Source organism: Streptomyces durmitorensis (genome assembly GCF_023498005.1).
GTDB lineage: Bacteria > Actinomycetota > Actinomycetes > Streptomycetales > Streptomycetaceae > Streptomyces > Streptomyces durmitorensis.
The window spans coordinates 4,349,258-4,370,783 of sequence record NZ_CP097289.1; the positions used below are offsets into that span (position 1 = coordinate 4,349,258).

The 21,526-nt window shown below is 70.2% G+C and carries 20 protein-coding genes; 6 read left to right on the top strand and 14 right to left on the bottom strand.

What is annotated here, in order from left to right; translation table 11 throughout:
• Position 1: 1 nt before the first annotated feature.
• The 5 genes from M4V62_RS19500 to lysS form a co-directional block, all read right to left on the bottom strand.
• The gene (locus M4V62_RS19500) at positions 2-211 is read right to left on the bottom strand and encodes a hypothetical protein (protein ID WP_249588529.1); all 210 of its coding nucleotides are present in this window, start codon (positions 209-211) and stop codon (positions 2-4) included.
• A 51-nt stretch (positions 212-262) separates the two neighbouring features.
• Complete coding sequence (locus M4V62_RS19505) at positions 263-604, bottom strand: DUF1048 domain-containing protein (protein WP_249588530.1); 342 nt, start codon at positions 602-604, stop codon at positions 263-265.
• Position 605: 1 nt separating this feature from the next.
• Positions 606-962: a DUF1048 domain-containing protein gene (locus M4V62_RS19510; protein ID WP_249588531.1), complete on the bottom strand. Its 357-nt coding sequence runs from the start codon at positions 960-962 to the stop codon at positions 606-608.
• On the bottom strand, positions 959-1,285 hold the full coding sequence (locus M4V62_RS19515) for a PadR family transcriptional regulator (protein ID WP_249588532.1): 327 nt from the start codon (positions 1,283-1,285) through the stop codon (positions 959-961). The genes M4V62_RS19510 and M4V62_RS19515 overlap by 4 nt, the downstream gene beginning before the upstream one ends.
• Before the next feature lie 169 nt (positions 1,286-1,454).
• Positions 1,455-3,203 (bottom strand): lysine--tRNA ligase, encoded by a 1,749-nt coding sequence (gene lysS / locus M4V62_RS19520; RefSeq protein WP_249588533.1) that lies wholly within the window; start codon positions 3,201-3,203, stop codon positions 1,455-1,457.
• Positions 3,204-3,350: 147 nt separating this feature from the next.
• Here lysS and argS point away from each other — a divergent pair, with 147 nt between their 5' ends.
• On the top strand, positions 3,351-5,129 hold the full coding sequence (gene argS / locus M4V62_RS19525; RefSeq protein ID WP_249588534.1) for an arginine--tRNA ligase: 1,779 nt from the start codon (positions 3,351-3,353) through the stop codon (positions 5,127-5,129).
• A 100-nt stretch (positions 5,130-5,229) separates the two neighbouring features.
• On the opposite strand, the gene M4V62_RS19530 is transcribed toward argS, so the two are convergent.
• Both M4V62_RS19530 and M4V62_RS19535 read right to left on the bottom strand, forming a co-directional pair.
• Positions 5,230-6,438, bottom strand: a complete 1,209-nt coding sequence (locus M4V62_RS19530) for an aminotransferase-like domain-containing protein (RefSeq protein WP_249588535.1) — start codon at positions 6,436-6,438, stop codon at positions 5,230-5,232.
• A 112-nt stretch (positions 6,439-6,550) separates the two neighbouring features.
• Positions 6,551-7,999: a helix-turn-helix domain-containing protein gene (locus M4V62_RS19535; protein WP_249588536.1), complete on the bottom strand. Its 1,449-nt coding sequence runs from the start codon at positions 7,997-7,999 to the stop codon at positions 6,551-6,553.
• A gap of 224 nt (positions 8,000-8,223) precedes the next feature.
• Between M4V62_RS19535 and M4V62_RS19540 the strand changes: the two genes are divergently transcribed.
• Complete coding sequence (locus tag M4V62_RS19540; RefSeq protein WP_249588537.1) at positions 8,224-8,754, top strand: DUF4232 domain-containing protein; 531 nt, start codon at positions 8,224-8,226, stop codon at positions 8,752-8,754.
• 190 nt (positions 8,755-8,944) lie between these two features.
• Positions 8,945-9,865 carry an NAD(P)-dependent oxidoreductase gene (locus M4V62_RS19545; protein WP_249588538.1) on the top strand — a complete coding sequence of 307 codons (921 nt, stop codon included), beginning with the start codon at positions 8,945-8,947 and terminating at the stop codon, positions 9,863-9,865.
• Here M4V62_RS19545 and M4V62_RS19550 read toward each other — a convergent pair.
• The 7 genes from M4V62_RS19550 to M4V62_RS19580 form a co-directional block, all read right to left on the bottom strand.
• Positions 9,862-10,839, bottom strand: a complete 978-nt coding sequence (locus tag M4V62_RS19550; RefSeq protein ID WP_249588539.1) for a zinc-binding dehydrogenase — start codon at positions 10,837-10,839, stop codon at positions 9,862-9,864. The two genes, M4V62_RS19545 and M4V62_RS19550, sit on opposite strands and share 4 nt — an antisense overlap.
• A 104-nt stretch (positions 10,840-10,943) precedes the next feature.
• Positions 10,944-11,933 (bottom strand): porphobilinogen synthase, encoded by a 990-nt coding sequence (gene hemB / locus M4V62_RS19555; protein ID WP_249588540.1) that lies wholly within the window; start codon positions 11,931-11,933, stop codon positions 10,944-10,946.
• 146 nt (positions 11,934-12,079) lie between these two features.
• The gene (locus M4V62_RS19560) at positions 12,080-13,738 is read right to left on the bottom strand and encodes a bifunctional uroporphyrinogen-III C-methyltransferase/uroporphyrinogen-III synthase (RefSeq protein WP_249588541.1); all 1,659 of its coding nucleotides are present in this window, start codon (positions 13,736-13,738) and stop codon (positions 12,080-12,082) included.
• The gene (gene hemC, locus M4V62_RS19565; RefSeq protein ID WP_249588542.1) at positions 13,735-14,694 is read right to left on the bottom strand and encodes a hydroxymethylbilane synthase; all 960 of its coding nucleotides are present in this window, start codon (positions 14,692-14,694) and stop codon (positions 13,735-13,737) included. The genes M4V62_RS19560 and hemC overlap by 4 nt, the downstream gene beginning before the upstream one ends.
• Complete coding sequence (locus M4V62_RS19570) at positions 14,691-16,433, bottom strand: glutamyl-tRNA reductase (RefSeq protein WP_249588543.1); 1,743 nt, start codon at positions 16,431-16,433, stop codon at positions 14,691-14,693. Before M4V62_RS19570 ends, hemC begins: the two co-directional genes overlap by 4 nt.
• Positions 16,430-17,185: a redox-sensing transcriptional repressor Rex gene (locus tag M4V62_RS19575; protein WP_249588544.1), complete on the bottom strand. Its 756-nt coding sequence runs from the start codon at positions 17,183-17,185 to the stop codon at positions 16,430-16,432. The genes M4V62_RS19570 and M4V62_RS19575 overlap by 4 nt, the downstream gene beginning before the upstream one ends.
• Before the next feature lie 304 nt (positions 17,186-17,489).
• The gene (locus M4V62_RS19580) at positions 17,490-17,768 is read right to left on the bottom strand and encodes a glutaredoxin family protein (RefSeq protein ID WP_249588545.1); all 279 of its coding nucleotides are present in this window, start codon (positions 17,766-17,768) and stop codon (positions 17,490-17,492) included.
• 125 nt (positions 17,769-17,893) lie between these two features.
• On the opposite strand from M4V62_RS19580, the gene M4V62_RS19585 reads away from it, so the two are divergent.
• The 3 genes from M4V62_RS19585 to M4V62_RS19595 all read left to right on the top strand — a co-directional run bounded on the left by M4V62_RS19585 (position 17,894) and on the right by M4V62_RS19595 (position 21,483).
• Entirely contained in the window at positions 17,894-18,841 is a 948-nt protein-coding gene (locus M4V62_RS19585; protein ID WP_249588546.1) for an HAD family hydrolase, read from the top strand.
• A 301-nt stretch (positions 18,842-19,142) separates the two neighbouring features.
• The gene (locus M4V62_RS19590) at positions 19,143-19,934 is read left to right on the top strand and encodes an ECF subfamily RNA polymerase sigma factor, BldN family (protein ID WP_249588547.1); all 792 of its coding nucleotides are present in this window, start codon (positions 19,143-19,145) and stop codon (positions 19,932-19,934) included.
• Positions 19,935-20,244: 310 nt separating this feature from the next.
• Entirely contained in the window at positions 20,245-21,483 is a 1,239-nt protein-coding gene (locus tag M4V62_RS19595; protein ID WP_249588548.1) for a DUF5667 domain-containing protein, read from the top strand.
• Positions 21,484-21,526: the final 43 nt, after the last annotated feature.

The following is a 21,526-nucleotide window of genomic DNA, read 5'->3' on the forward strand; positions in this document are numbered from 1 at the left end:
CTCAACTCCTGCTGCGGGCGCGCTTCTTGCTGCTCTCGCCCCAGATGGCGAGGGCGGCGCCGACGAGGAGCAGGGCGAGGTACGCGGGGGTGGACAGGTCCCACCACTTGTGGAAGAGGCCCCACGGCTCGTCCCCGAACATGCGCCCGGCCGCGCCGAGAGCCCCCTGAATGCCGACGACCCATCCGACGATGGAGATGATTTCCTTCATACGTCCACGATCACCGGCCCCGGGGCGCCGTTCGTCCTGCCGAGGAGGGATCTAGGACTCATCCGAACGATGCAGGGCCGTGCCGGGCTCCCCGCTGATGGACTCCTGGTAGATGTCCGCGTAGGTGCGTGTGTCCTTGATCAGGTCGTCGCAGAACGCGGCGACGTCCGTGCCGACGAGTTCCAGGACCCCCTTGCCGGCGGCGACGCCCTCCTCGAAGAAGTCGACGATCCCGGGGAGCAGGCCCCCGTCGGGCAGGTCGACGGGACCGACCTTGAACAGGTACTTCTGCATCTCCTTGTAGACGATCTGGTAGTCCGGCGGGAGTGCCTTGACCCGGGCCAGGTGCGCCCGCCACTGCTTCTTGCCTTCGATGATGTCCTGGATGCCCACGTCAGCCTCCCAGCCGGCTCAGCTTCTTTGCGACGTTCGCGTTCAACTGCTCGCGCCACCGGTCGCGATGGGTCCGGGCTCCTTCTCCACCGGCCAGCGCCGTGCAGAAGCCCGGGATGTCGTCGCCGAACACGTCGTGGACGCTCTGTCCGTCGGCTGCCGACACTTCGAGCAGCCCCAGGGCGGAGTCGAGGATCGGTGTCAAATTGCGGCCGGTGAAGTCCCCGTAGGGGAAGAGGTGGGCGACGATCTGGTCCCAGGCCTCCCGGTAGTCGTCCGGCAGATCCTTGACCCGGGCTCCGAACGCCTCCCAGTCCCTGGTGAGATCGCTGCCTGTGACCTTCTCCCAGAAGTTCATCTCCCGCCCTCCTTGAGGCTGTCGATGCGTGATGAGACGTACTGCCATTTCGCCCAGAACTTCGCGAGTTCCTCGCGTCCGGCGTCGTTGAGCGCGTAGAACTTGCGCGGCGGACCGACCCCGGACGGCCGTTTGGTCACCTGGACGAGTCCGTTCCGCTCCAGCCGCAGCAGGATGGTGTACACCGTCCCCTCGACGACGTCGGCGAAGCCGAGTTCGTTCAGCCGGCGGGTGATGGCGTACCCGTAGGTTTCCTCGCTGCCGATGATTTCGAGCACGCACCCTTCGAGCGTGCCCTTCAGCATCTCCGTCAGGTCGTCCATCGCGCGGTCTCCTAGCACTAGCGGTACTGCGTGGTACCGAGTACCACTATACAGTATCACCGAGTAGTGCAGGGGGGTGCCCGGAGCCAGAAGCCCTCGACGGCATGCGAAAGGGGCGCCGCCCGGAAAACCGGACGGCGCCCCTCTCACGTACCACCAAGCGCGAACGCTAGGCACCCAGCAGCTTGCGCACCCTCTCCGCGCCCACGGCGAGCAGCAGCGTGGGCAGTCGCGGCCCCGTCTCGCGGGTCACGAGAAGCCGGTACAGGAGCGCGAAGAACGACCGCTGCGCGACCTTGATCTCCGGCGGCAGCTCCTTCGGCGTCGCGTCCGCGGAGAACCCTGCCTGCACCTTCGGCACTCCGTACACGAGGTGCGTGAGCCCGTCGAGGGACCAGTGCGAGTCGAGGCCCTCGAGCAGCAGCCTCAGCGACTCGCGGCCCTCGTCGTCCAGGGAGGAGAGGAGCTCGGCGTCCGGCTCGGCGCGCACGATCGTGCGCGCGTCGGCCGGGACCTGGGTGGTGATCCAGTTCTCGGCACGGTCGAGCCTCGGCCGCGCCTCGTCCAGGGACGAGATCGGGTCGGACGGGTCCAGGTCCCGCAGGATGCGGAGCGTCTGGTCCTCCGCGCCCGCGGTGATGTCCGCGACGGACGCGAGCGTCCGGTACGGCAGCGGACGCGGTGTCCTCGGCAGCTCCCCCGCGGCCGTCCGCACCGCGCGCGAGTGCGCGGCGGCGTCGGCGGGCAGCACGGAGCCGTCGGCGACCTTCGCGTCCAGCTTGTCCCACTCGTCGTAGAGCCGCTGGATCTCCTGGTCGAAGGCGATCTTGAAGGACTGGTTGGGCCTGCGGCGCGCGTACAGCCAGCGAAGGAGCGGCGCCTCCATGATCTTCAGCGCGTCCGCCGGGGTCGGCACGCCGCCCTTGGAGGACGACATCTTCGCCATGCCCGAGATCCCCACGAACGCGTACATGGGACCGATCGGCTGCACGCCGTCGAAGATCTCGCGCACGATCTGCCCGCCGACGACGAACGACGACCCGGGAGACGAGTGGTCCACGCCGCTCGGCTCGAAGATCACGCCCTCGTACGCCCAGCGCATGGGCCAGTCGACCTTCCAGACCAGCTTGCCGCGGTTGAACTCGCTGAGCAGGACCGTCTCGGTGTGCCCGCAGTCCGCGCACACGTACGACAGCTCGGTGCTCGCGTCGTCGTACGACGTGACCGTGGTGAGGTCCTTCTCGCAGGCGCCGCAGTACGGCTTGTACGGGAAGTACCCGCTGGAGCCGCCGCTGCCGTCGTCCTCGCTCGCCGCGCCGGAGCCCTCCGCGGCCTCCAGCTCGGCCTCGTCGACCGGCTTCTGCGACTGCTTCTTGCCGGGGGCCGCCTTCTTGGTGCGGTACTGGTCGAGGATCGCGTCGATGTCACCGCGGTGCTTCATCGCGTGCAGGACCTGCTCGCGGTAGACGCCCGAGGTGTACTGCTCGGTCTGGCTGATCCCGTCGTACTCCACGCCCAGCTCGGCAAGCGCCTCGGTCATGGCCGCCTTGAAGTGCTCGGCCCAGTTCGCGTACGCGGAACCGGCCGGGGCGGGCACGGAGGTGAGGGGCTTGCCGATGTGCTGGGCCCAGGACTCGTCGATGCCGGGGACACCGGCCGGGACCTTGCGATACCGGTCGTAGTCGTCCCAGGAGATCAGGTGCCTGACCTCGTGCCCGCGCCGCCGGATCTCGTCCGCGACCAGGTGCGGGGTCATGACCTCGCGGAGGTTGCCCAGGTGGATCGGGCCCGAGGGGGAGAGCCCGGAGGCGACGACGACCGGTTTGCCCGGGGCACGACGCTCCGACTCGGCGATGACCTCGTCCGCGTAGCGGGAGACCCAGTCGGTGGTATCGGTGCTCTGAGCCACGATCGGCACGCCTTTCTTCTTCCAACTCTTCTTCTACGTGAGTACCGCTTGTCGGAGTCATTCTCCCAGCTCCACCCGCAACCGCGAAAACCGCTTTTCCCTGCATGGGATACTGGGCGCGTCTATCTGCACCTCGAGGAGAACGGCATCCACTCCATGGCCTCGGTCACGTCCCTCACCGCCTCCGTCCACCAGCGCCTCGCGGACGCCCTCTCGGCTGCCCTGCCGGAGGCCGGCGCCGCCGACCCGCTGCTGCGACGAAGCGACCGGGCCGACTACCAGGCCAACGGGATCCTGGCCCTCGCCAAGAAGGCGAAGGCGAACCCGCGCGAGCTGGCGACGAAGGTCGTCTCGGAGATCACCGCCCCTGATCTGATCAGCGAGGTCGAGGTCTCCGGCCCCGGCTTCCTGAACATCACGGTCACCGACAAGGCGATCACCGAGAACCTCGCCGCGCGCGCCGCCGACGGCGACCGCCTCGGCGTGCCGTTCGCCGAGAAGGCCGGCACGACGGTGGTCGACTGGGCCCAGCCGAACGTGGCCAAGGAGATGCACGTCGGGCACCTGCGGAACTCGGTCATCGGCAACTCCGTCGTCAAGATCCTCGAATTCACCGGCGAAAAGGTCGTCAGCCGCCACCACATCGGCGACTGGGGCACGCAGTTCGGCATGCTCGTGCAGTACCTCATCGAGCACCCGGACGCGCTGGGCCACCAGGCCGCCGACGCCTCCGACGACACAGCGGCGGGCGAGGAGGCGATGTCCAGCCTCAACCGCGTCTACAAGGAATCGAAGGTGCTCTTCGACTCCGACGAGGAGTTCAAGACGCGGGCCCGGCGCCGGGTGGTCGACCTCCAGGCGGGCGACCCCGAGACCCTCGCGATCTGGCAGCGCTTCGTGGACGAGTCGAAGGTCTACTTCTACTCGGTCTTCAACAAGCTGGACGTGGAGATCCACGACGAGGACATCGTCGGCGAGTCCGGCTACAACGACATGCTGGCGGAGACCTGCCGCCTGCTTGAGGAGTCCGGCGTCGCGGTCCGGTCGAACGGCGCGCTGTGCGTCTTCTTCGACGACGTGAAGGGCCCGGACGGCAACCCGTCCCCGCTGATCGTCCAGAAGTCCGACGGCGGCTTCGGGTACGCGGCCACCGACCTCTCCGCGATCCGCGACCGCGTCTTCAACCTCAAGGCGGACACGCTCCTCTACGTCGTGGACGCGCGGCAGTCCCTGCACTTCAAGATGGTCTTCGAGACGGCCCGCAGGGCGGGCTGGCTCACCGAGGACGTCAAGGCGGTGCAGCTGGGCTTCGGCACGGTCCTCGGCAAGGACGGCAAGCCGTTCAAGACGCGTGAGGGCGAGACCGTACGCCTCATCGACCTCCTCGACGAGGCGATCGACCGGGCGTCGGCCATCGTCCGCGAGAAGGCCCAGGACCTCTCCGAGGAGGAGATCGCCGAGCGCGGCGCCCAGGTGGGCATCGGCGCGGTGAAGTACGCGGACCTGTCGACGTCGGCGGTGCGCGACTACAAGTTCGACCTGGACCAGATGGTGTCCCTGAACGGCGACACGTCGGTGTACCTCCAGTACGCGTACGCCCGAATCCAGTCGATCCTGCGCAAGGCCGACGACGTGTCCCCCAAGGCGCACCCCGAGCTCGAACTGGCCGACGCCGAGCGCGCGTTGGGCCTGCACCTGGACCAGTTCGCGGAGACGGTCGCGGAGGCCGCCGAGGAGTACGCACCGCACAAGCTGGCGGCGTACCTCTACCAACTGGCCTCGCTGTACACGACGTTCTACGACAAGTGCCCGGTCATCAAGCCGAAGCCGCCGCAGGACATCGCGGAGAACCGCCTGTTCCTCTGCGACATCACGGCCCGGACACTGCACCAGGGAATGGCACTGCTGGGCATCAGGACGCCTGAGCGGCTCTGATTGCTCCCGTGACTTGGCCCGGCGTCCCTGCAAGGGACGCCGGGCCAAGTCTTCAGGGGCGCGGGGAACTGCGCGACCAGCCACAGCGGGCCCGCAGATCTCAACCCACCAGCGCGCCCCCGAGCCTCCGCAGCCCTTCCCCGATCTCCTCGACGCTCTGCGTGACAAAGCACATCCGCAGGGTCGCGACATCAGGGGCCCCGGCATAGAACGGCGCCCCGGGAACGTACGCCACGTCATGCCTGACCACCTCCGGCAGCAGCGCAGCGGTGTCGTACCCCTCGGGCAGCGTCGCCCAGACGAACATGCCGCCTTCGGGCCGGAGCCAGGAAGAGCCGTGTGGCAACGCGTCAGCGAGGCCCGAGAGCATCGCGTCCCGGCGCAAGCGGTACTCCCCGGCGACGCGGGCGACATGCGCGTCCAGGTCGTTGTCCGCCAAGTACCGCGCCGCGGCGAGCTGGTTGACGGTGGGCGTATGCAGATCCGCCGCCTGCTTCGCCACCGCACACGCCCGCAGCAGCGCCGCGGGCCCGCGCAGCCAGCCGAGCCGCAGGCCCGGCGCCATCACCTTCGAGAAGCTGCCGAGGAGTACGGTGCGGTCCTGTGCCCCCGGGTACGTCGCGATCCACGGCACCCGTTCGCCCTCGAACCGCAGCTCCCCGTACGGGTCGTCCTCGATGATCCACAGGCCGCGCCGCGCGGCCACGGCGGCGATCTCCGCGCGCCGCCCGGCGGGCAGCGTACGGCCCGTCGGGTTCTGGAAGGTGGGGACGGTGTAGAGCAGCTTCGGCCGGTGCGCGGCGACGAGTTCGTCGAGCGCGGCCGGGTCGATGCCCGCCGCGTCGCACGGCACGGGCACCAAGCGGGCGCCCGCGAAGGCGAAGGCCTGAAGTGCCGCCAGGTAGCAGGGGCTCTCGACGAGGACGGTGTCCCCGGGCTCGACGAGCGCCGTCGCCAGGAGCGAGAGCGCCTGCTGCGAGCCGGTGGTGACGAGCACGTCGTCCGCGTCGGTGGGCAGCCCGCGCGCCGTGGTCCTTGCGGCTATCGCGGCACGGAGAGCGGGCTCGCCCTCCGTCGTGGAGTACTGCAGCGCCGTGCCGGGCGTCGTCGTCAGGACCGCCTGGAACGCGGCGGCGACGCCCACCGCGTCGAACAGCTCGGGCGCGGGGAGCCCGCCCGCGAAGTTGATGACCTCGGGACGCGCGGTGACCGCGAGGATCTCCCGTACGGGCGAGCCCCCGACCGCGGCCGCGCGCGCGGCGAACGGCGGGGTGGGGGCGGAGATTGCCTCGTCGGCTGTGGCGGTCATCTACGGCTCCTTCGGCGCGGGCGGATGGCTCGATTCGCACCCTAGGCACGTAAGTGCCGTCTACACGCGCCATTCCGGAATACGGACCGCGCCGGGGACAGGCCCCTGGCCGCTACGCCGGCGGGTCCGGCACGTCGTCGTTGTCGCGGTTCGTCTTTGTCCACTTCTTGCTGTTGAGCGAGAACCCGTAGACCTGACGCCCCTGGTCGCCGCTCGTCGCGAACGGCTTGCCCGTGTCGTCGATGCGCACCGTGCCGTGCCGTGCGCCGCTCGACCACCGCAGCTCCAAGTACCAGCGCACATAGCGGGAGTTGGCGGTCGCGTTGATGTAGAACGCCTCCGGGTCGCTCTCGCTCACCTGGTAAGGGAAGCTGTCGCCCGCGGACTGGGGGCTCAGGCGGGGCACCGACGCGTCCAGGTTGACGTCGAAGGAGTGCTGGGGCACCTTGCCTCCGCAGCCGACGCCGAGATACCCCATCTTGTAGTTGTTCCACGCGAGCGGCGCGCTGGTTCCGGCGACGCGGACGTTCAGGGACTCCAGGACGACGGTGTCGCCGCCCGTGCCCTGGACGGTCAGCATCACGGTCTGGTTCCTGGCGGAGACCGCGCCGTTCGCGTCCACCCAGCCGGCGGCGTCCTGCTCGTTGGGGGGCGGCGAGAGGTCGCCGGGGTCCTTGTCGACGAGGTAGGGGTGACCGCAGGGACTGTCCCAGTACTGGGGCTGGGTGGAGACGGTCATCGGGACACCGGCCTTGCCCGTACCGCCGCCCTTGCCGCCGTCCCCGGTGCCGTCCCCTGTGCCGGGCCCCCGGGTCTCGCCGCCGGAGTCCTTGCCGTCGCCACCCGGCTCGGCGGAGCCCTTCGCCCCCTTGCCCGGCTTGCCCTTCTCGGACTCCTTCCCCGAGCCCTTCCCGGAGGGTGAGGCGGACCCTGCGTCGTCCGGGCTCCGCTCCCGCTCCCCTTCGAAGGTGCTCGGGGAGTCGCTGGACACGTGGTCGCGGTCACCGCCTCCGGAGGCCGCCTGTACGGCGACGGCGGTGGCACCGAGCGCGAGCACGACACCGGCGGCCACGAGTACCCGCGCCCTGGGCAGGCGTCTCCCCTCGCGCCGCCCCGCCGCCGTGGGCGCCCGGCCGATCACGATGCCGGGTGCTCCGTCGTCGGAGTCACCGCCGTGGGAGTCGCCGTCACCTTGCGCACCGCTGCCGGAACGACCGTGGCCGGACGGGGCAGCCGCGGCCTCAGGTGCCGCGACGGCAGGGGGCTCCCCCTGCTGCCCCTGCCCCTGCTGCACCTGCCCCTGCTCCCCCTCCTTGCGGTCGCCTCTCGACGCGTCGGCCAGGATCCACCGCCGGTGGACCTCGACCATCTCCTCCCGCGAGGCCCCGCACACCCGCGCGAGCCGCTCCAACGGAGCGAACTCCGTCGGTACGGCCGACCCGCTCACATAGCGGTGCAGCGTCGACGTCGACATGTGCAACCGCTTGGCCAGCGCCCCGTAACTGAGCCCCGACCTCTCCTTCAGCTCCCGCAGCAACTCCGCGAGATCGCCCGCCCCCACGCTCTCTCCATCCCATCCGCCCGTTCCAGGGAACGGAGTTCTCGCAGCTCACAGCCGTCCGAATGTCCCGACGCCCCCAACTGCCGTGCCGCGCCGACCGCAGGGACGAACCCCGCACAAGCTGTGGCCCATACAAACACGCCGCAACCGGGAGCCTCTCGACGCGGCTCACGTCTCCCCCGTCACACCGAAAGAGACCAGCCATGCGACTCACCATGCGATCCATGCGATTCACCGCCAAAGCCGCCACCGCCGCCGCGCCCCTCACCGCCGCCCTCTCGCTCACCGCGCTCGGCGGCGCCGCGTCGGCCGCGGCCCCCGCGGCCAAGTCGGCGCCGGTCACCTGTACCGCCGCCACCACCGAGGTCACCGTCGAGCAGGTCGACCGCCCGCTCAACCACCTGCTTCTGAAGGCCAAGAACACGGGCACGAAGACGTGTTACGCGTACGGCGCCCCGTACCTCCGCTTCGACGAGGCGCAGTCCGCCACCGGGTGGCTGGAGGACAGCACGCCGCAGGCGGTCGTCACGCTGAAGCCGGGCCGGACGGCGTACGCGGCCATCGGCACGTCGTCGCCGGAGGGCTCGGAGGGCCGTCAGGCCCATGAGCTGGGCGTCCACTTCGCCAACCGCACGATGAACGGCAGCGTTGGCGCCCCGGCGGCGGTGAAGCTTCCGCGGGGCGGGGTCCACGTGGACAGCTCGGCGTACGTCACGTACTGGCAGACGTCGGCGTCCGACGCGCTGATGTGGTGACGGGCGCCGCGCCGGTCTCCGTCTGACACCGCGCGAGGCCAGGAGCGACAAGCGCCCCCGGCCTCCCCGGCACCCACTCACCAACCTCCCGGTAAGTACGCACAAAAAAGTGGGTACTTGTCCGCTTCCCCGCCCCCGGGAAGGATCGAAGGCGTTCCCACCCCACGCCTCCGATCGGAGTCCCACAGCCATGCCCGCACAGCCCGTTCAGCCCGTTCAGCCCGTTCAGCCCGTTCAGCCCGCGCAGTCCCCCGTCACCGTCCTCGGCCTCGGCCTCATGGGCACCGCGCTCGCCTCCGCGCTCCTCAAGGCGGGCCACCCCACCACCGTGTGGAACCGCACCGCCGCCAAGACCGGCCCCCTGGCCGCCCAGGGCGCGACCCCGGCGGACACCGCGGCGGACGCCGTCGCCGCGAGCCCGCTCATCATCGTCTGCCTCACCACCAACGAAGCCGTACGCGCCCTCCTCGCCCCGGAGGCGGAGGCCCTCGCGGGCCGCACGCTCGTGAACCTCACGAACGGAACCCCCGCCCAGGCAAGGGAGTTGGCGCAGTGGGCAGCGGCTCACGGCATCACGTACATCGACGGCGGCATCATGGCCGTACCGCAGATGATCGCGACGCCCGCCGCGTACATCCTCTACAGCGGCAGCGACGAGGCCGCCTTCGAGACGCACCGCCCCACCCTGGAGGCCCTCGCCGACACCAAGTGGGTCGGCAAGGACCCGGGGCTCGCCGCCCTCTACGACCTCTCCCTGCTCACCGGGATGTACGGCATGGCGCTCGGCGTCGCCCAGGCCTTCGCGCTGATCGGCAGCGAGGGCATCCCGGCCCGCGAGTTCGCGCCGCTGCTCAGGGACTGGATCGTCGCGATGACGGACGGGATCGTGCCGGAAACGGCCGAGGCGATCGACACCGACCAGCACCTCACCGACGTGTCCAACCTCGCCATGAACCGCGAGGCATATCCCAACTTCATCCAGGCGTACGCCGAACAAGGCCTGCGGACCGATGCGTTCGAGCCCTTCCAGGACCTCCTCGACCGTGCGGTGGAGGAGGGCCACGGCGCCGACGGCCTCTCCCGCCTGGTGACCCTGCTCAAGAAGAGCTAGGGAACCAGCACGACCTTCCCCGTGGTCTCCCGCCGTTCCATGGCCGCATGGGCCCGAGCCGCCTGAGCCAGCGGGAACGTCTGCACCGAAGGTGTCAACTCCCCCTTGGCGGCGGCCTCCAGAGCCCGCCTCTGGTGCTCGGGGCCGTCCTCGGGCCGCTCGATCAACTCCAGCAGCGCGTTGACGACGGAGATCCCCCGCTCCTCCACGACACCGGCGTCCGGCTCGAACCCTTCCTGCGAGGACCAGCCGATGACCACATGGCGCCCGCCCTCACCGATGAGCCCGAACGCGGCGGCGGACTTCTCGCCGCCCACCCCGTCGAGTACGACACTCACCTGGCGCCCGTCGAGCCGCTCACGCACGAGGTCCGCCCAGCCGGGCTTGTTGTAGTCGACGGCGAGATCGGCGCCGAGCCCCCAGACGGCCTCGACCTTGTCCGGCCCACCGGCGGCACCGATGACCACCGCCCCGAGCGCACTGGCGTACTGCACCACGAGCCGCCCGACGCCACCGGCGGCGGACGTCACAAGCACCACGTCGTCGGAGGTGAGCCGGGCGGAATCCAGGAGCCCCATGGCCGTCGCCCCGGTCATCACCATGGTCACGGCGGCCTCGAACCCGAGCCCGTCCGGCACCTCGTGCAGCGTCGCGAGGTCGGCCACGGCGAGCTCGGCGTAACCGCCGGGCTCACTGCGCGGGGTCACTACGGACCGCCCCAGCCACGAGGTGTCCACACCGGGCCCGACCGCGTCGACGACCCCCGCGACCTCCCCGCCGAAGACGGAGGGCAGCTCGGGCAGCGGCGGCGCCATGTCACTCGCCTCACCCCGCCGCATGACGGTCTCGACGAAGTGAACTCCCGCCGCCCGCACGGCGATCCGCACCTGGCCCGGCCCCGCGACGGGGTCGGGCAAGGTCTCGTACGTCAGGTTCTCGGCGGGCCCGAACTCGTGCAGAACAACGGCGTGCATAGCGTCCTCCTCAGAAGGTCGACGGTCCGTCGTCCGGACGCCGATGCACACCACTCTGTGACCTCAAGCAAGCTTGAGGTCAAGCGGGAGAGGCGAAAGGGGCCTCAGAGCTGCCGCGCCACCTCGGTGGCCCAGTACGTGAGGATCATGTTCGCGCCCGCGCGCTTGATGCCGGTGAGCGACTCCATGATCGCCTTGTCCCGGTCGATCCAGCCGCGCTCGGCGGCGGCCTCGATCATCGAGTACTCACCGCTGATCTGGTACGCCGCGACGGGCACGTCGACCGAGTCCGCGACCTTCGCGAGGATGTCGAGGTAGGGCCCGGCGGGCTTCACCATCACCATGTCGGCGCCCTCTTCGAGGTCGAGCGCCAACTCCCGCAGGGACTCACGGGTGTTGGCCGGGTCCTGCTGGTAGGTCTTGCGGTCGCCCTTCAGGGACGAACCGACGGCCTCGCGGAAGGGGCCGAAGAAGGCGGACGAGTACTTGACGGTGTAGGCGAGGATCGAGACGTCCTCGTGGCCGACCTGGTCCAACGCGTCCCGGATGACGCCGATCTGACCGTCCATCATGCCGCTCGGGCCCACCACGTGGGCGCCCGCGTCGGCCTGGACCTGCGCCATCTCGGCGTACCGCTCCAGGGTGGCGTCGTTGTCGACGCGCCCCTGCGAGTCGAGGACACCGCAGTGCCCGTGGTCGGTGAACTCGTCCAGGCACAGGTCGGACATGACGATGAGGTCGTCGCCCACCTCGGCGCGCACGTCGCGCAGGGCGACCTGGAGGATCCCGTCCGGATCGGTGCCGACGGTCCCGGCGGCGTCCTTCTTCGACTCCTCCGGCACACCGAAGAGCATGATCCCGGAGACCCCGGCCTCCATCGCCTCCACGGCGGCCTTCTTCAGGCTGTCGCGGGTGTGCTGGACGACGCCCGGCATGGCGCCGATCTCCACGGGGCTGCTGATTCCCTCGCGTACGAACGCGGGCAGGATCAGGTCGGCCGGGTGAAGGCGCGTCTCCGCGACCATGCGGCGCATGGCGGGAGTGGTCCGAAGGCGCCGGGGCCGGGCTCCGGGAAACGATCCGTACTTGGTCACTGTCTCTCTCACCTCACGAAAAGACTCCGGCCCCGGCTGAAGATCTCAGCCGGGGCCAGGGAAATGATCTAGCCCGTCCGGCACTTGAGGACGAACTCGGCGAAGCCGGTGATTACGGTACGCCGCGTTCCGTCCGCCGCCGAAGGCTACGGCGCCGTACGCCGCCTACGGGAACCCGGCCGCCGCTCGCTGGGCCGGGTGACGGGGTCCCCCGCCTCCAGCGCGGCAAGGCGACGCCGCGTGCCGAACTCGGCAAGGGCCTCGGCCAGCTTGTGGACGGAAGGCTCCGGAGCCATCACGTCCACCCGGAGCCCGTGCTCCTCCGCCGTCTTGGCGGTGGCGGGACCGATGCAGGCGATGACGGTGACGTTGTGCGGCTTGCCGGCGATGCCGACCAGGTTCCGCACCGTGCTCGACGACGTGAAGAGCACGGCGTCGAAGCCGCCGCCCTTGATCGCCTCACGCGTGTCCGCCGGGGGCGGCGACGCGCGCACCGTCCGGTAGGCGGTGACGTCGTCGACCTCCCACCCGAGGTCGATGAGCCCGGCGACCAGCGTCTCCGTGGCGATGTCGGCCCGCGGCAGGAAGACGCGGTCGATCGGGTCGAAGACCGGGTCGTACGGCGGCCAGTCCTCCAGGAGACCCGCGGCCGACTGCTCACCGCTGGGCACCAGGTCGGGCTTCACGCCGAAGGCGACGAGCGCGGCAGCCGTCTGCTCGCCCACCGCCGCGACCTTGATCCCGGCGAAGGCGCGCGCGTCGAGCCCGTACTCCTCGAACTTCTCACGCACCGCCTTGACGGCGTTGACGCTGGTGAAGGCGATCCACTCGTAGCGACCCGTGACGAGCCCCTTGACCGCGCGCTCCATCTGCTGGGGCGTGCGGGGCGGCTCCACGGCGATGGTCGGCACCTCGTGCGGCACCGCACCGTAGGAGCTCAGCTGGTCGGAGAGCGAGGCCGCCTGCTCCTTCGTACGCGGCACGAGCACCCGCCACCCGAAGAGCGGCTTCGACTCGAACCACGACAGCTGGTCACGCTGGGCAGCGGCGGACCGCTCACCGACCACGGCTATGACGGGCTGCCCGCCGTCGGGCGAAGGCAGCACCTTCGCCTGCTTGAGGACCTGCGCGATCGTGCCGAGGGTCGCCGTCCACGTGCGCTGACGCGTCGTCGTACCGGCGATCGTCACCGTCATCGGGGTGTCCGGCTTGCGGCCGGACGACACCAGTTCACCGGCGGCCGCGGCCACGGAGTCCAGGGAGGTCGACACGACCACGGTCCCGTCCGATGCCCCCACCTCGCTCCAGCAGCGGTCGGACGCGGTGCGCGCGTCGACGAAGCGCACGTCCGTGCCCTGGGCGTCGCGCAGCGGAACACCCGCGTAGGCGGGTACACCGACCGCCGCCGCGATGCCGGGCACGACTTCGAAGGGAATGCCCTCGGCGGCGCAGGCGAGCATCTCCTCCGCGGCGTACGTGTCGAGGCCGACGTCGCCGCTGACGGCACGTACGACCCGCTTGCCGCCGCGTGCTGCCTCCATGACAAGATTGGTGGCGGCTCGCAACGAGGACGCTTCGGTGATCGCTGACGCGTCGTCAACTGTCCCTGGCTGAGGTGTGTCCACACCTCCCCTGGCATGCGCGGAGACGACGTCGAGCACATCGGGCTCGGCGATCAGCACGTCCGCTCGGGCCAGCGCCTCTACGGCGCGCAGCGTAAGTAGTCCCGGATCTCCGGGTCCGGCACCCAGGAAGGTGACGTGCCCGTGTGCGGGAAGGCCGGGAAGGTTCGAGGTGGGGCTCAAAGTGCTCGCTCCCCCATCAGACCGGCCGCGCCCTTGGCAAGCATCTCGGCAGCGAGTTCGCGACCGAGCGCCAAGGCTTGGTCATGCGTCTCGGGCACGGGACCGGTGGTGGACAGCTGCACCAGCGTCGAGCCGTCGGTTGCCCCGACGACGCCGCGCAGGCGCATTTCCTTGACAATCTGCCCGTCGGCCAGCAGGTCGGCCAACGCACCCACAGGTGCGCTGCAGCCGGCCTCCAGGGCGGCGAGCAGGGATCGCTCGGCGGTCACTGCGGCCCGGGTGTACGGGTCGTCGAGCTCGGCGAGCGCGGCGGTCAGTGACGCGTTGGACGCGGCACATTCGATCGCCAGTGCCCCCTGGCCGGGGGCGGGCAGAACTGTGTCGACCGACAGGAAGTCGGTCACCTCGTCGATCCTGCCGACGCGGTGGAGTCCGGCGGCGGCGAGCACGACGGCGTCGAGCTCCCCCTTGTGCACGAACCCGATGCGGGTGTCGATGTTCCCGCGGATCGGCACGGTCTCTATCGCGAGCCCGTGGTTGCGGGCGTAGGCGTTGAGCTGCGCCATGCGGCGGGGCGAACCGGTGCCGATGCGCGCGCCGCTCGGCAGCTCCGTGAAGGTCATCCCGTCGCGCGCGATGAGTACGTCACGGGGGTCCGCGCGCAGCGGTACGGCGGCCAGGGCCAGGTCGTCCGGCTGTGCGGTCGGCAGGTCCTTCAGCGAGTGGACGGCGAAGTCGACCTCGCCGCCGAGCAGCGCGTCACGCAGGGCGGTGACGAAGACGCCGGTGCCGCCGATCTGCGCCAGCTGCTCACGGGACGTATCGCCGTACGTCGTGATCTCCACGAGCTCTACGGAGCGGCCGGTCAACCGGCTCACTGTCTCGGCCACTTGCCCGGACTGGGCCATGGCCAGCTTGCTGCGCCGTGTCCCGAGCCTTAGTGCCCTCTCGGTCATGCCCGGCCTCGATTCGGATCTGTTTGCGTTGCGTTCTGATCGGTGGGTTCATTGATCTTGTCGGCCCTGCTGACGGCGGCGACCGTCTGCGGGTCGAGATCGAAGAGGGTGCGAAGCGCGTCCGCGTACCCGGCGCCGCCGGGCTCGCTCGCCAGCTGCTTGACCCGCACGGTGGGTGCGTGGAGCAGCTTGTCGACGACGCGGCGGACGGTCTGGGTGATCTCCGCGCGCTCCTTCTCCGGAAGTCCGGGGAGCCGTCCGTCGAGCCGCGCGATCTCGTTCGCGACGACGTCGGCGGCCATGGTGCGCAGGGCGACCACGGTCGGCGTGATGTGCGCGGCCCGCTGGGCTGCGCCGAAGGCGGCGACCTCGTCGGAGACGAGTCCGCGGACCTTCTCCACGTCGTCGGCCATCGGGGCGTCGGCGGATGCGTCGGCGAGCGACTCGATGTCGACGAGGCGTACGCCGTCGATGCGGTGCACGGCACCGTCGATGTCGCGGGGCATGGCCAGGTCGAGCAGGGCGAGCAGGACGTTGCCCGTCTCGACGAGCGAGGGACCGCGGCGCTCGGGCACCCGCCCGGTGGCGGTCACGGCCGCGGCGAGCGCGGTGATCGTGTCGGCCTCGCTCTGCGGGTCGTCGCGGCGCACGGCGGGTGCGTTGTCCACCCAGGCCGCGTGCTGTTCAAGGGTCGCGGCGTCCATCCCGGCGACGGCGTCCTCGCCCATGACGGAGAACCCGACCCCGCGGCCGACGGCCGCCCCTTCACCAGGACCGCCGGAGAGCCCGAGCGGGCACGCCTCGTCGGTGTCGTTCTCGGAGCCGTGCGGGGCGGAAGCGCCCGCGGACGGGGATCCGGCCGCCGGCAGGCGCGCGGCGCCCACGGCGACGGGCGCGCCCGTGCGGTCGGCGACGCCCGCGGCGACGGCCTCGGCGGTCAGGACGAGTCCGGTCGCCCCGGTGCAGGAGACCGCGACATCTGCACGTGTCAGTTCCGTCGCCACCTGCTCCATCGGCACGGCGCGCGCGATGGTGCCGGTGCCGCCCTCGGAGAGGATCTCGGCGAGGCGGTGGGCCCGGTCCAGGGTGCGGTTGGCGACGACGACCTCGTGGACCCCGGCCCGCGCGAGCGTCGCCGCGGCGAGCGAGGACATGGATCCGGCGCCGATGACCAGGGCGCGCTTGCCCTTGGCCCAGGCCTCGACCGGCTCGCGCCCGGCGAGCTGTTCGAGGCCGAAGGTCACGAGCGACTGCCCGGCCCGGTCGATGCCGGTCTCCGAGTGCGCGCGCTTGCCGACCCGCAGGGCCTGCTGGAAGAGGTCGTTGAGCAGGCGCCCCGCGGTGTGCAGCTCCTGGGAGCGCGCGAGGGCGTCCTTGATCTGGCCGAGGATCTGCCCCTCGCCGACGACCATCGAGTCCAGGCCGCAGGCCACCGAGAACAGGTGGTGGACGGCTCGGTCCTCGTAGTGGACGTACAGATAAGGGGTGAGCTCGTCGAGGCCCACACCGCTGTGCTGGGCGAGCAGCGTGGACAGCTCGGCGACGCCCGCGTGGAACTTGTCCACGTCGGCGTAGAGCTCGATGCGGTTGCAGGTGGCGAGCACGGCCGCTTCGGCGGCGGGCTCGGCGGCCAGCGTGTCCTGAAGGAGCTTGGCCTGCGCGTCGGCGGCAAGGGCGGCCCGCTCCAGCACACTCACCGGGGCGCTGCGGTGACTCAGCCCTACGACGAGGAGACTCATGCCGGCATCACGGCGGGGACGTCCCCGTCGGGTCCTTTCCGCTGCTGCTTGGCGGCGGCGGGCGGCTCGATGCCGTCGGCCGCCGCTTCCTCACCGGCCTTGCGCTGCTCGTGGAAGGCGAGGATCTGCAGCTCGATGGAGAGGTCCACCTTGCGTACGTCGACGCCCTCGGGCACGGAGAGAACGGTGGGCGCGAAGTTCAGGATCGAGGTCACACCGGCGGCGACGAGCCGCTCGCAGACCTGCTGGGCGGCGCCCGCCGGGGTGGAGATGACGCCGATGGAGACGCCGTTGTCCTTGATGATCTTCTCGAGCTCGTCGGTGTGCTGCACCGGCATCCCCGCGACGGGCGTGCCCGCCATGGCCGGGTCGGCGTCGATCAGCGCGGCGACACGGAAGCCGCGCGAGGCGAACCCGCCGTAATTGGCAAGCGCCGCGCCGAGGTTACCGATGCCGACGATCACGACGGGCCAGTCCTGGGTGAGGCCGAGCTCGCGTGAGATCTGGTAGACGAGGTACTCGACGTCGTAGCCCACACCGCGCGTCCCGTAGGAACCGAGGTAGGAGAAGTCCTTGCGCAGCTTCGCGGAGTTGACCCCCGCGGCGGCCGCGAGCTCCTCGGAGGAGACCGTGGGCACCGAGCGCTCCGACAGTGCGGTGAGGGCTCGGAGGTACAGCGGAAGCCTGGCGACGGTGGCCTCGGGAATCCCTCGGCTGCGGGTCGCCGGTCGGTGAGTTCGGCCAGTTGCCACGGTGCTCCTGCGGGTAGAGCGGGGCTGCAGGCGGTCACACGTCCCCAGACCGCCCCGTCGAAAGCAGGCTATGTCTTTGTGAACGCGTGCACAAAGATGGTGTCCGATTTGCCCGGCCAACGTGACCGGGGTCACGCGCCCCCGGCGTGCGCTCCGGGAACCGGCACACATGAGGCTGCGGTGCTCACTTGATGGGGGCAAAACCGCACACTCTCCTCACGATCATCGCCCCCGAGACCAAACCGCCCACGATCCTAAGGGACCATTCGGGCCGTTTGGACTCGTCGGTCAGTGACGATTCGGACTACGGAGCGAGCTCGCGCCGCAGCCGATCTTCGTTCACCCGCCAGAAGGTGTGCTGTTCACCGTCCACCAGGACCACCGGGATCTGTTCCCAGTAGGCCTTGTTGAGCTCTTCGTCCTGCGTGATGTCCTTCTTCTCCCATACGACTCCCAGCTCGCCGCAGACCTTCTCGATCACCAGCTGTGCGTCATCACACAGATGACAGCCGGGCTTGCCGATCAAGGTGACCGTCCGGTCCTGGGGCTTCTTCTTCTCCGTACGGCGAAAAATCGGGCTCATGACACCATTCTCGCCCCACCGACGCGCCGCGCGGCCCGTCTCTTTAACGGTGCGGTCGCGGAGAGTTCACAGCACCGAATCCTGCCGACTCCGGAACGACCGAACGAACTAGCTATGCTCACGACATGGCCGCTCTCGGATGGCTCACCCCCCGTAGGCGCTCCGCCACCGCGCGGAGCGTGCTGGCAGGCGAGGCCTCGGCTGAGGCAGCGCGCAAGTCCTCCCAGGAGCTGGAGGCACTCGACGATCTCGCCGGGGCGTCCGCTCCCGAGGAGCCGGAGCCGGAGTTCCCGGTCGTCGGCGACGACAAGGCCGCCGCCTTCTTCGACCTCGACAACACCGTGATGCAGGGCGCCGCGATCTTCCACTTCGGCCGCGGCCTCTACAAGCGGAAGTTCTTCGAGCGCCAGGAGCTGGCCCGATTCGCCTGGCAACAGGCGTGGTTCAGGCTCGCCGGCGTCGAGGACCCCGAGCACATGCAGGACGCCCGCGACAGCGCCCTGTCCATCGTCAAGGGCCACCGCGTCGCCGAGCTGATGTCCATCGGCGAGGAGATCTACGACGAGTACATGGCCGAGCGCATCTGGCCCGGCACCCGCGCCCTTGCCCAGGCCCACCTCGACGCGGGCCAGAAGGTCTGGCTGGTCACGGCCGCCCCGGTGGAGACGGCGACGATCATCGCCCGCCGCCTGGGCCTGACCGGCGCGCTCGGCACGGTCGCCGAGTCCATGGACGGCGTCTATACGGGAAAGCTCGTCGGCGAACCCCTGCACGGCCCGGCGAAGGCCGAGGCGGTCCGCGCGCTCGCGTCGGCGGAGGGCCTGGACCTGGCCCGCTGCGCCGCGTACAGCGATTCGCACAACGACATCCCGATGCTCTCGCTCGTCGGGCATCCGTACGCGATCAATCCCGACGCGAAGCTGCGCAAGCACGCACGCGAGCGGGACTGGCGCCTGCGGGACTACCGCACCGGCCGCAAGGCCGCCAAGGTCGGCATCCCGGCCGCCGCGGGCGTCGGCGCCATCGCGGGCGGCACAGCCGCGGCGATCGCCCTGCACCGCCGCCGCCACTGAACATTCCCTCGGTCCTACCCCACCCGGGCTCCCGCCAGTCACGCCGGTAGCACTCGGCCACAACACGCCCCGCGCCGAGACGGAATGTGGACCTTTTCGATCAACAACCGTTCACTGTGCGCTACTTGAACGGGCATAGACCGGTAACAGAAGCGACGTAACCGGTGATTTGAGCAACTGGGTGTAGTGCCGCCTGTACGAAGCGTTATTCTCCTCAGACGCATTACGGACCCCACACGTCGCTACGACGGGTGAACGGTCTCGCACTGCACGTGATGGAAGCTCTGCCTCTGGGAGTCCCGTGTACCCACACGTCGGGGTTGACGCCTCGGGCCTGGCTACGCTGCGCGCAACGGTCGCCGACCGCTTGCGCGGCTTCGTCCCCACCGCGTACGCCGGCCCCGCCGTCCCCGCATTTGCCGTCCCCACACCCGCCGGGCCCGTCTATGCCCTGGCGGACAGCGGCGCGGCGGTCAGCAGACGGGCTCGTTCCGCCTCTGCCGCCACCTCAACCCCCACCCCCCGCCGTCCCGCCGCGGACAGCGACAGCGCCCGCATGATGGACCTCGTCGAACGCGCCCAGGCGGGCGAGTCCGACGCCTTCGGCCGTCTCTACGACCAGTACAGCGACACGGTCTACCGCTACATCTACTACCGCGTCGGCGGCAAAGCGACCGCCGAGGACCTCACCAGCGAGACCTTTCTGCGCGCCCTGCGCCGCATCAGCACGTTCACCTGGCAGGGCCGTGACTTCGGCGCCTGGCTGGTCACGATCGCTCGCAACCTGGTCGCCGACCACTTCAAATCGAGCCGTTTCCGCCTCGAAGTGACCACCGGCGAAATGCTCGACGCCAATGAGGTCGAGCGCAGCCCCGAGGACTCCGTCCTGGAGTCCCTCTCCAACGCCGCACTGCTCGAAGCCGTGCGCCGCCTCAACCCCCAGCAGCAGGAGTGCGTGACCCTGCGCTTCCTGCAGGGCCTCTCGGTCGCCGAGACCGCTCGGGTGATGGGCAAGAACGAGGGCGCGATCAAGACCCTCCAGTACCGCGCGGTCCGCACGCTGGCCCGGCTCCTGCCGGACGACGTGCGCTAGCGCCGCGCGTCACCAATAGCCCTCTCAATAGCCCTCTGTAGCCGTGCGGAGCGTTCAACTCACCCTCCGTGGCGGCCAGATGGCCGTCACGGAATTTGGGCGGTCCGATCATCCTCCGTCCGTAACCCAAGTGCCGCGACACTCGTTGTGCGGGATGCAGGCTCCCTGTGGTTGCCCCCTGAACTTCCCCGAGCTCTTAATGAGCAGGGGACGCCCTACTCGCTCACTCGATCGTGTGGAAGCGTTCAGGTAGTGCAACCCTCAGGACCCCCTGGGGAGTCGACCGTCATGACGAGAGGAGGTGCCGCCAGTGATCGCGAACGTATCGGCACACCGGCGGGCGAACGCCTTCGCCCAGGCCCTGGAGGAGCAATCCGACCAGGGCCCGGCGGCCGAGCAGTCCGAAGGTTCCGTCACACCCGATTCCGTGCCGTCCGAACAGACGGCCCCGGACCGGATGCTGACCCTCGCTACGGACCTCGGCGAGCTGCCGAAGCCGCAGCTGGACCCCGAGGTCAAAGTGGTCCAGCGGGCCCAGCTCGTAGCTGCCATGGAGGCCATGCTCCTTGAGGGCACGGCCGCGGGCGGTGGGACGATCGGCACCTCGGTGCCCGAACAGCGGTCCCGCAAGGGTGCCCACCGGGCCACGGGACTGCGCAAACTGAAGCCGCGCTCCAGGCTGTCGAAGGGCATCGCCGCGGGCGGGCTCACCGTCGGTGTGGCGGCCGGGGCGTTCAGCGGAGTGGCCGCGGCCAGCTCCGACGCGCTGCCGGGCGATTCGCTGTACGGCCTGAAGCGCGGCATGGAAGACCTCAAGCTCGGCATGGCCGACGACGACAGCGACAAGGGCGGGATCTATCTCGACCACGCGTCGACGCGCCTGAACGAAGCCCGTCGGCTGATGGAGCGGGGCCGCAGCGGCGACCTCGACCACGAATCCCTGGGCGAGATCAGGCGAGCCCTCTCCGGCATGCGGCACGACGCCACGGAAGGCCACCGCCTGCTGCACGAGGCGTACGAAAGGGATGGTTCGCTCGGCCCCATCCAGACCCTGTCCGCCTTCGCCGAGTCGCACCGCAGAAGCTGGAGCGACCTCCAGAGCAGGCTGCCCGTCCAGCTCGGGGACGTGGGCGAGCAGGTGAGCTCCGTCTTCGACGCGATGGACCAGGAAGTGGACCCCCTCCGCTCGCTGCTCCCCCGCACCCCGGAGAAGGGCAACGCCCCGGGACAGCCGAGTCAGGGCGGCTCCTCCGGGTCCTCCACCCCGGACAGCCCCTCGTCCCCGGATTCGTCCGCGGGCGACGGCTCGAGCGCCGACAAGGGCGAGCCCCGCCCGTCGGCACCGGACAAGAGCGAGGACGACGGCCTGCTGGGCGGCAACACGGGCGGTCTCCTGGACCCCCCGAAGTCCGACACCACCCCGAGCAGCCCGTCGGACGGCGACTCGTCCGACAAGCAATCCCCGCCGGCCAAGCCGGACGTCACGGTGCCGCCGATCCTTCCCGGCCTGCTGCCGGGCCTGGGGATCGACGAGGAGGACGCGAAGTAGTACCCGTGACGCCGGACGGGCTGGAACCCTCGTGGGTTCCAGC

Bases quoted from the DNA above. Each gene is read 5' to 3' on its own strand.
- M4V62_RS19500 (WP_249588529.1), bottom strand. From the start codon at position 211: ATGAAGGAAATCATCTCCATCGTCGGATGGGTCGTCGGCATTCAGGGG.
- M4V62_RS19510 (WP_249588531.1), bottom strand. From the start codon at position 962: ATGAACTTCTGGGAGAAGGTCACAGGCAGCGATCTCACCAGGGACTGG.
- M4V62_RS19515 (WP_249588532.1), bottom strand. From the start codon at position 1,285: ATGGACGACCTGACGGAGATGCTGAAGGGCACGCTCGAAGGGTGCGTG.
- argS (WP_249588534.1), top strand. From the start codon at position 3,351: ATGGCCTCGGTCACGTCCCTCACCGCCTCCGTCCACCAGCGCCTCGCG.
- M4V62_RS19530 (WP_249588535.1), bottom strand. From the start codon at position 6,438: ATGACCGCCACAGCCGACGAGGCAATCTCCGCCCCCACCCCGCCGTTC.
- M4V62_RS19540 (WP_249588537.1), top strand. From the start codon at position 8,224: ATGCGATTCACCGCCAAAGCCGCCACCGCCGCCGCGCCCCTCACCGCC.
- M4V62_RS19545 (WP_249588538.1), top strand. From the start codon at position 8,945: ATGCCCGCACAGCCCGTTCAGCCCGTTCAGCCCGTTCAGCCCGTTCAG.
- M4V62_RS19550 (WP_249588539.1), bottom strand. From the start codon at position 10,839: ATGCACGCCGTTGTTCTGCACGAGTTCGGGCCCGCCGAGAACCTGACG.
- hemC (WP_249588542.1), bottom strand. From the start codon at position 14,694: ATGACCGAGAGGGCACTAAGGCTCGGGACACGGCGCAGCAAGCTGGCC.
- M4V62_RS19570 (WP_249588543.1), bottom strand. From the start codon at position 16,433: ATGAGTCTCCTCGTCGTAGGGCTGAGTCACCGCAGCGCCCCGGTGAGT.
- M4V62_RS19580 (WP_249588545.1), bottom strand. From the start codon at position 17,768: ATGAGCCCGATTTTTCGCCGTACGGAGAAGAAGAAGCCCCAGGACCGG.
- M4V62_RS19585 (WP_249588546.1), top strand. From the start codon at position 17,894: ATGGCCGCTCTCGGATGGCTCACCCCCCGTAGGCGCTCCGCCACCGCG.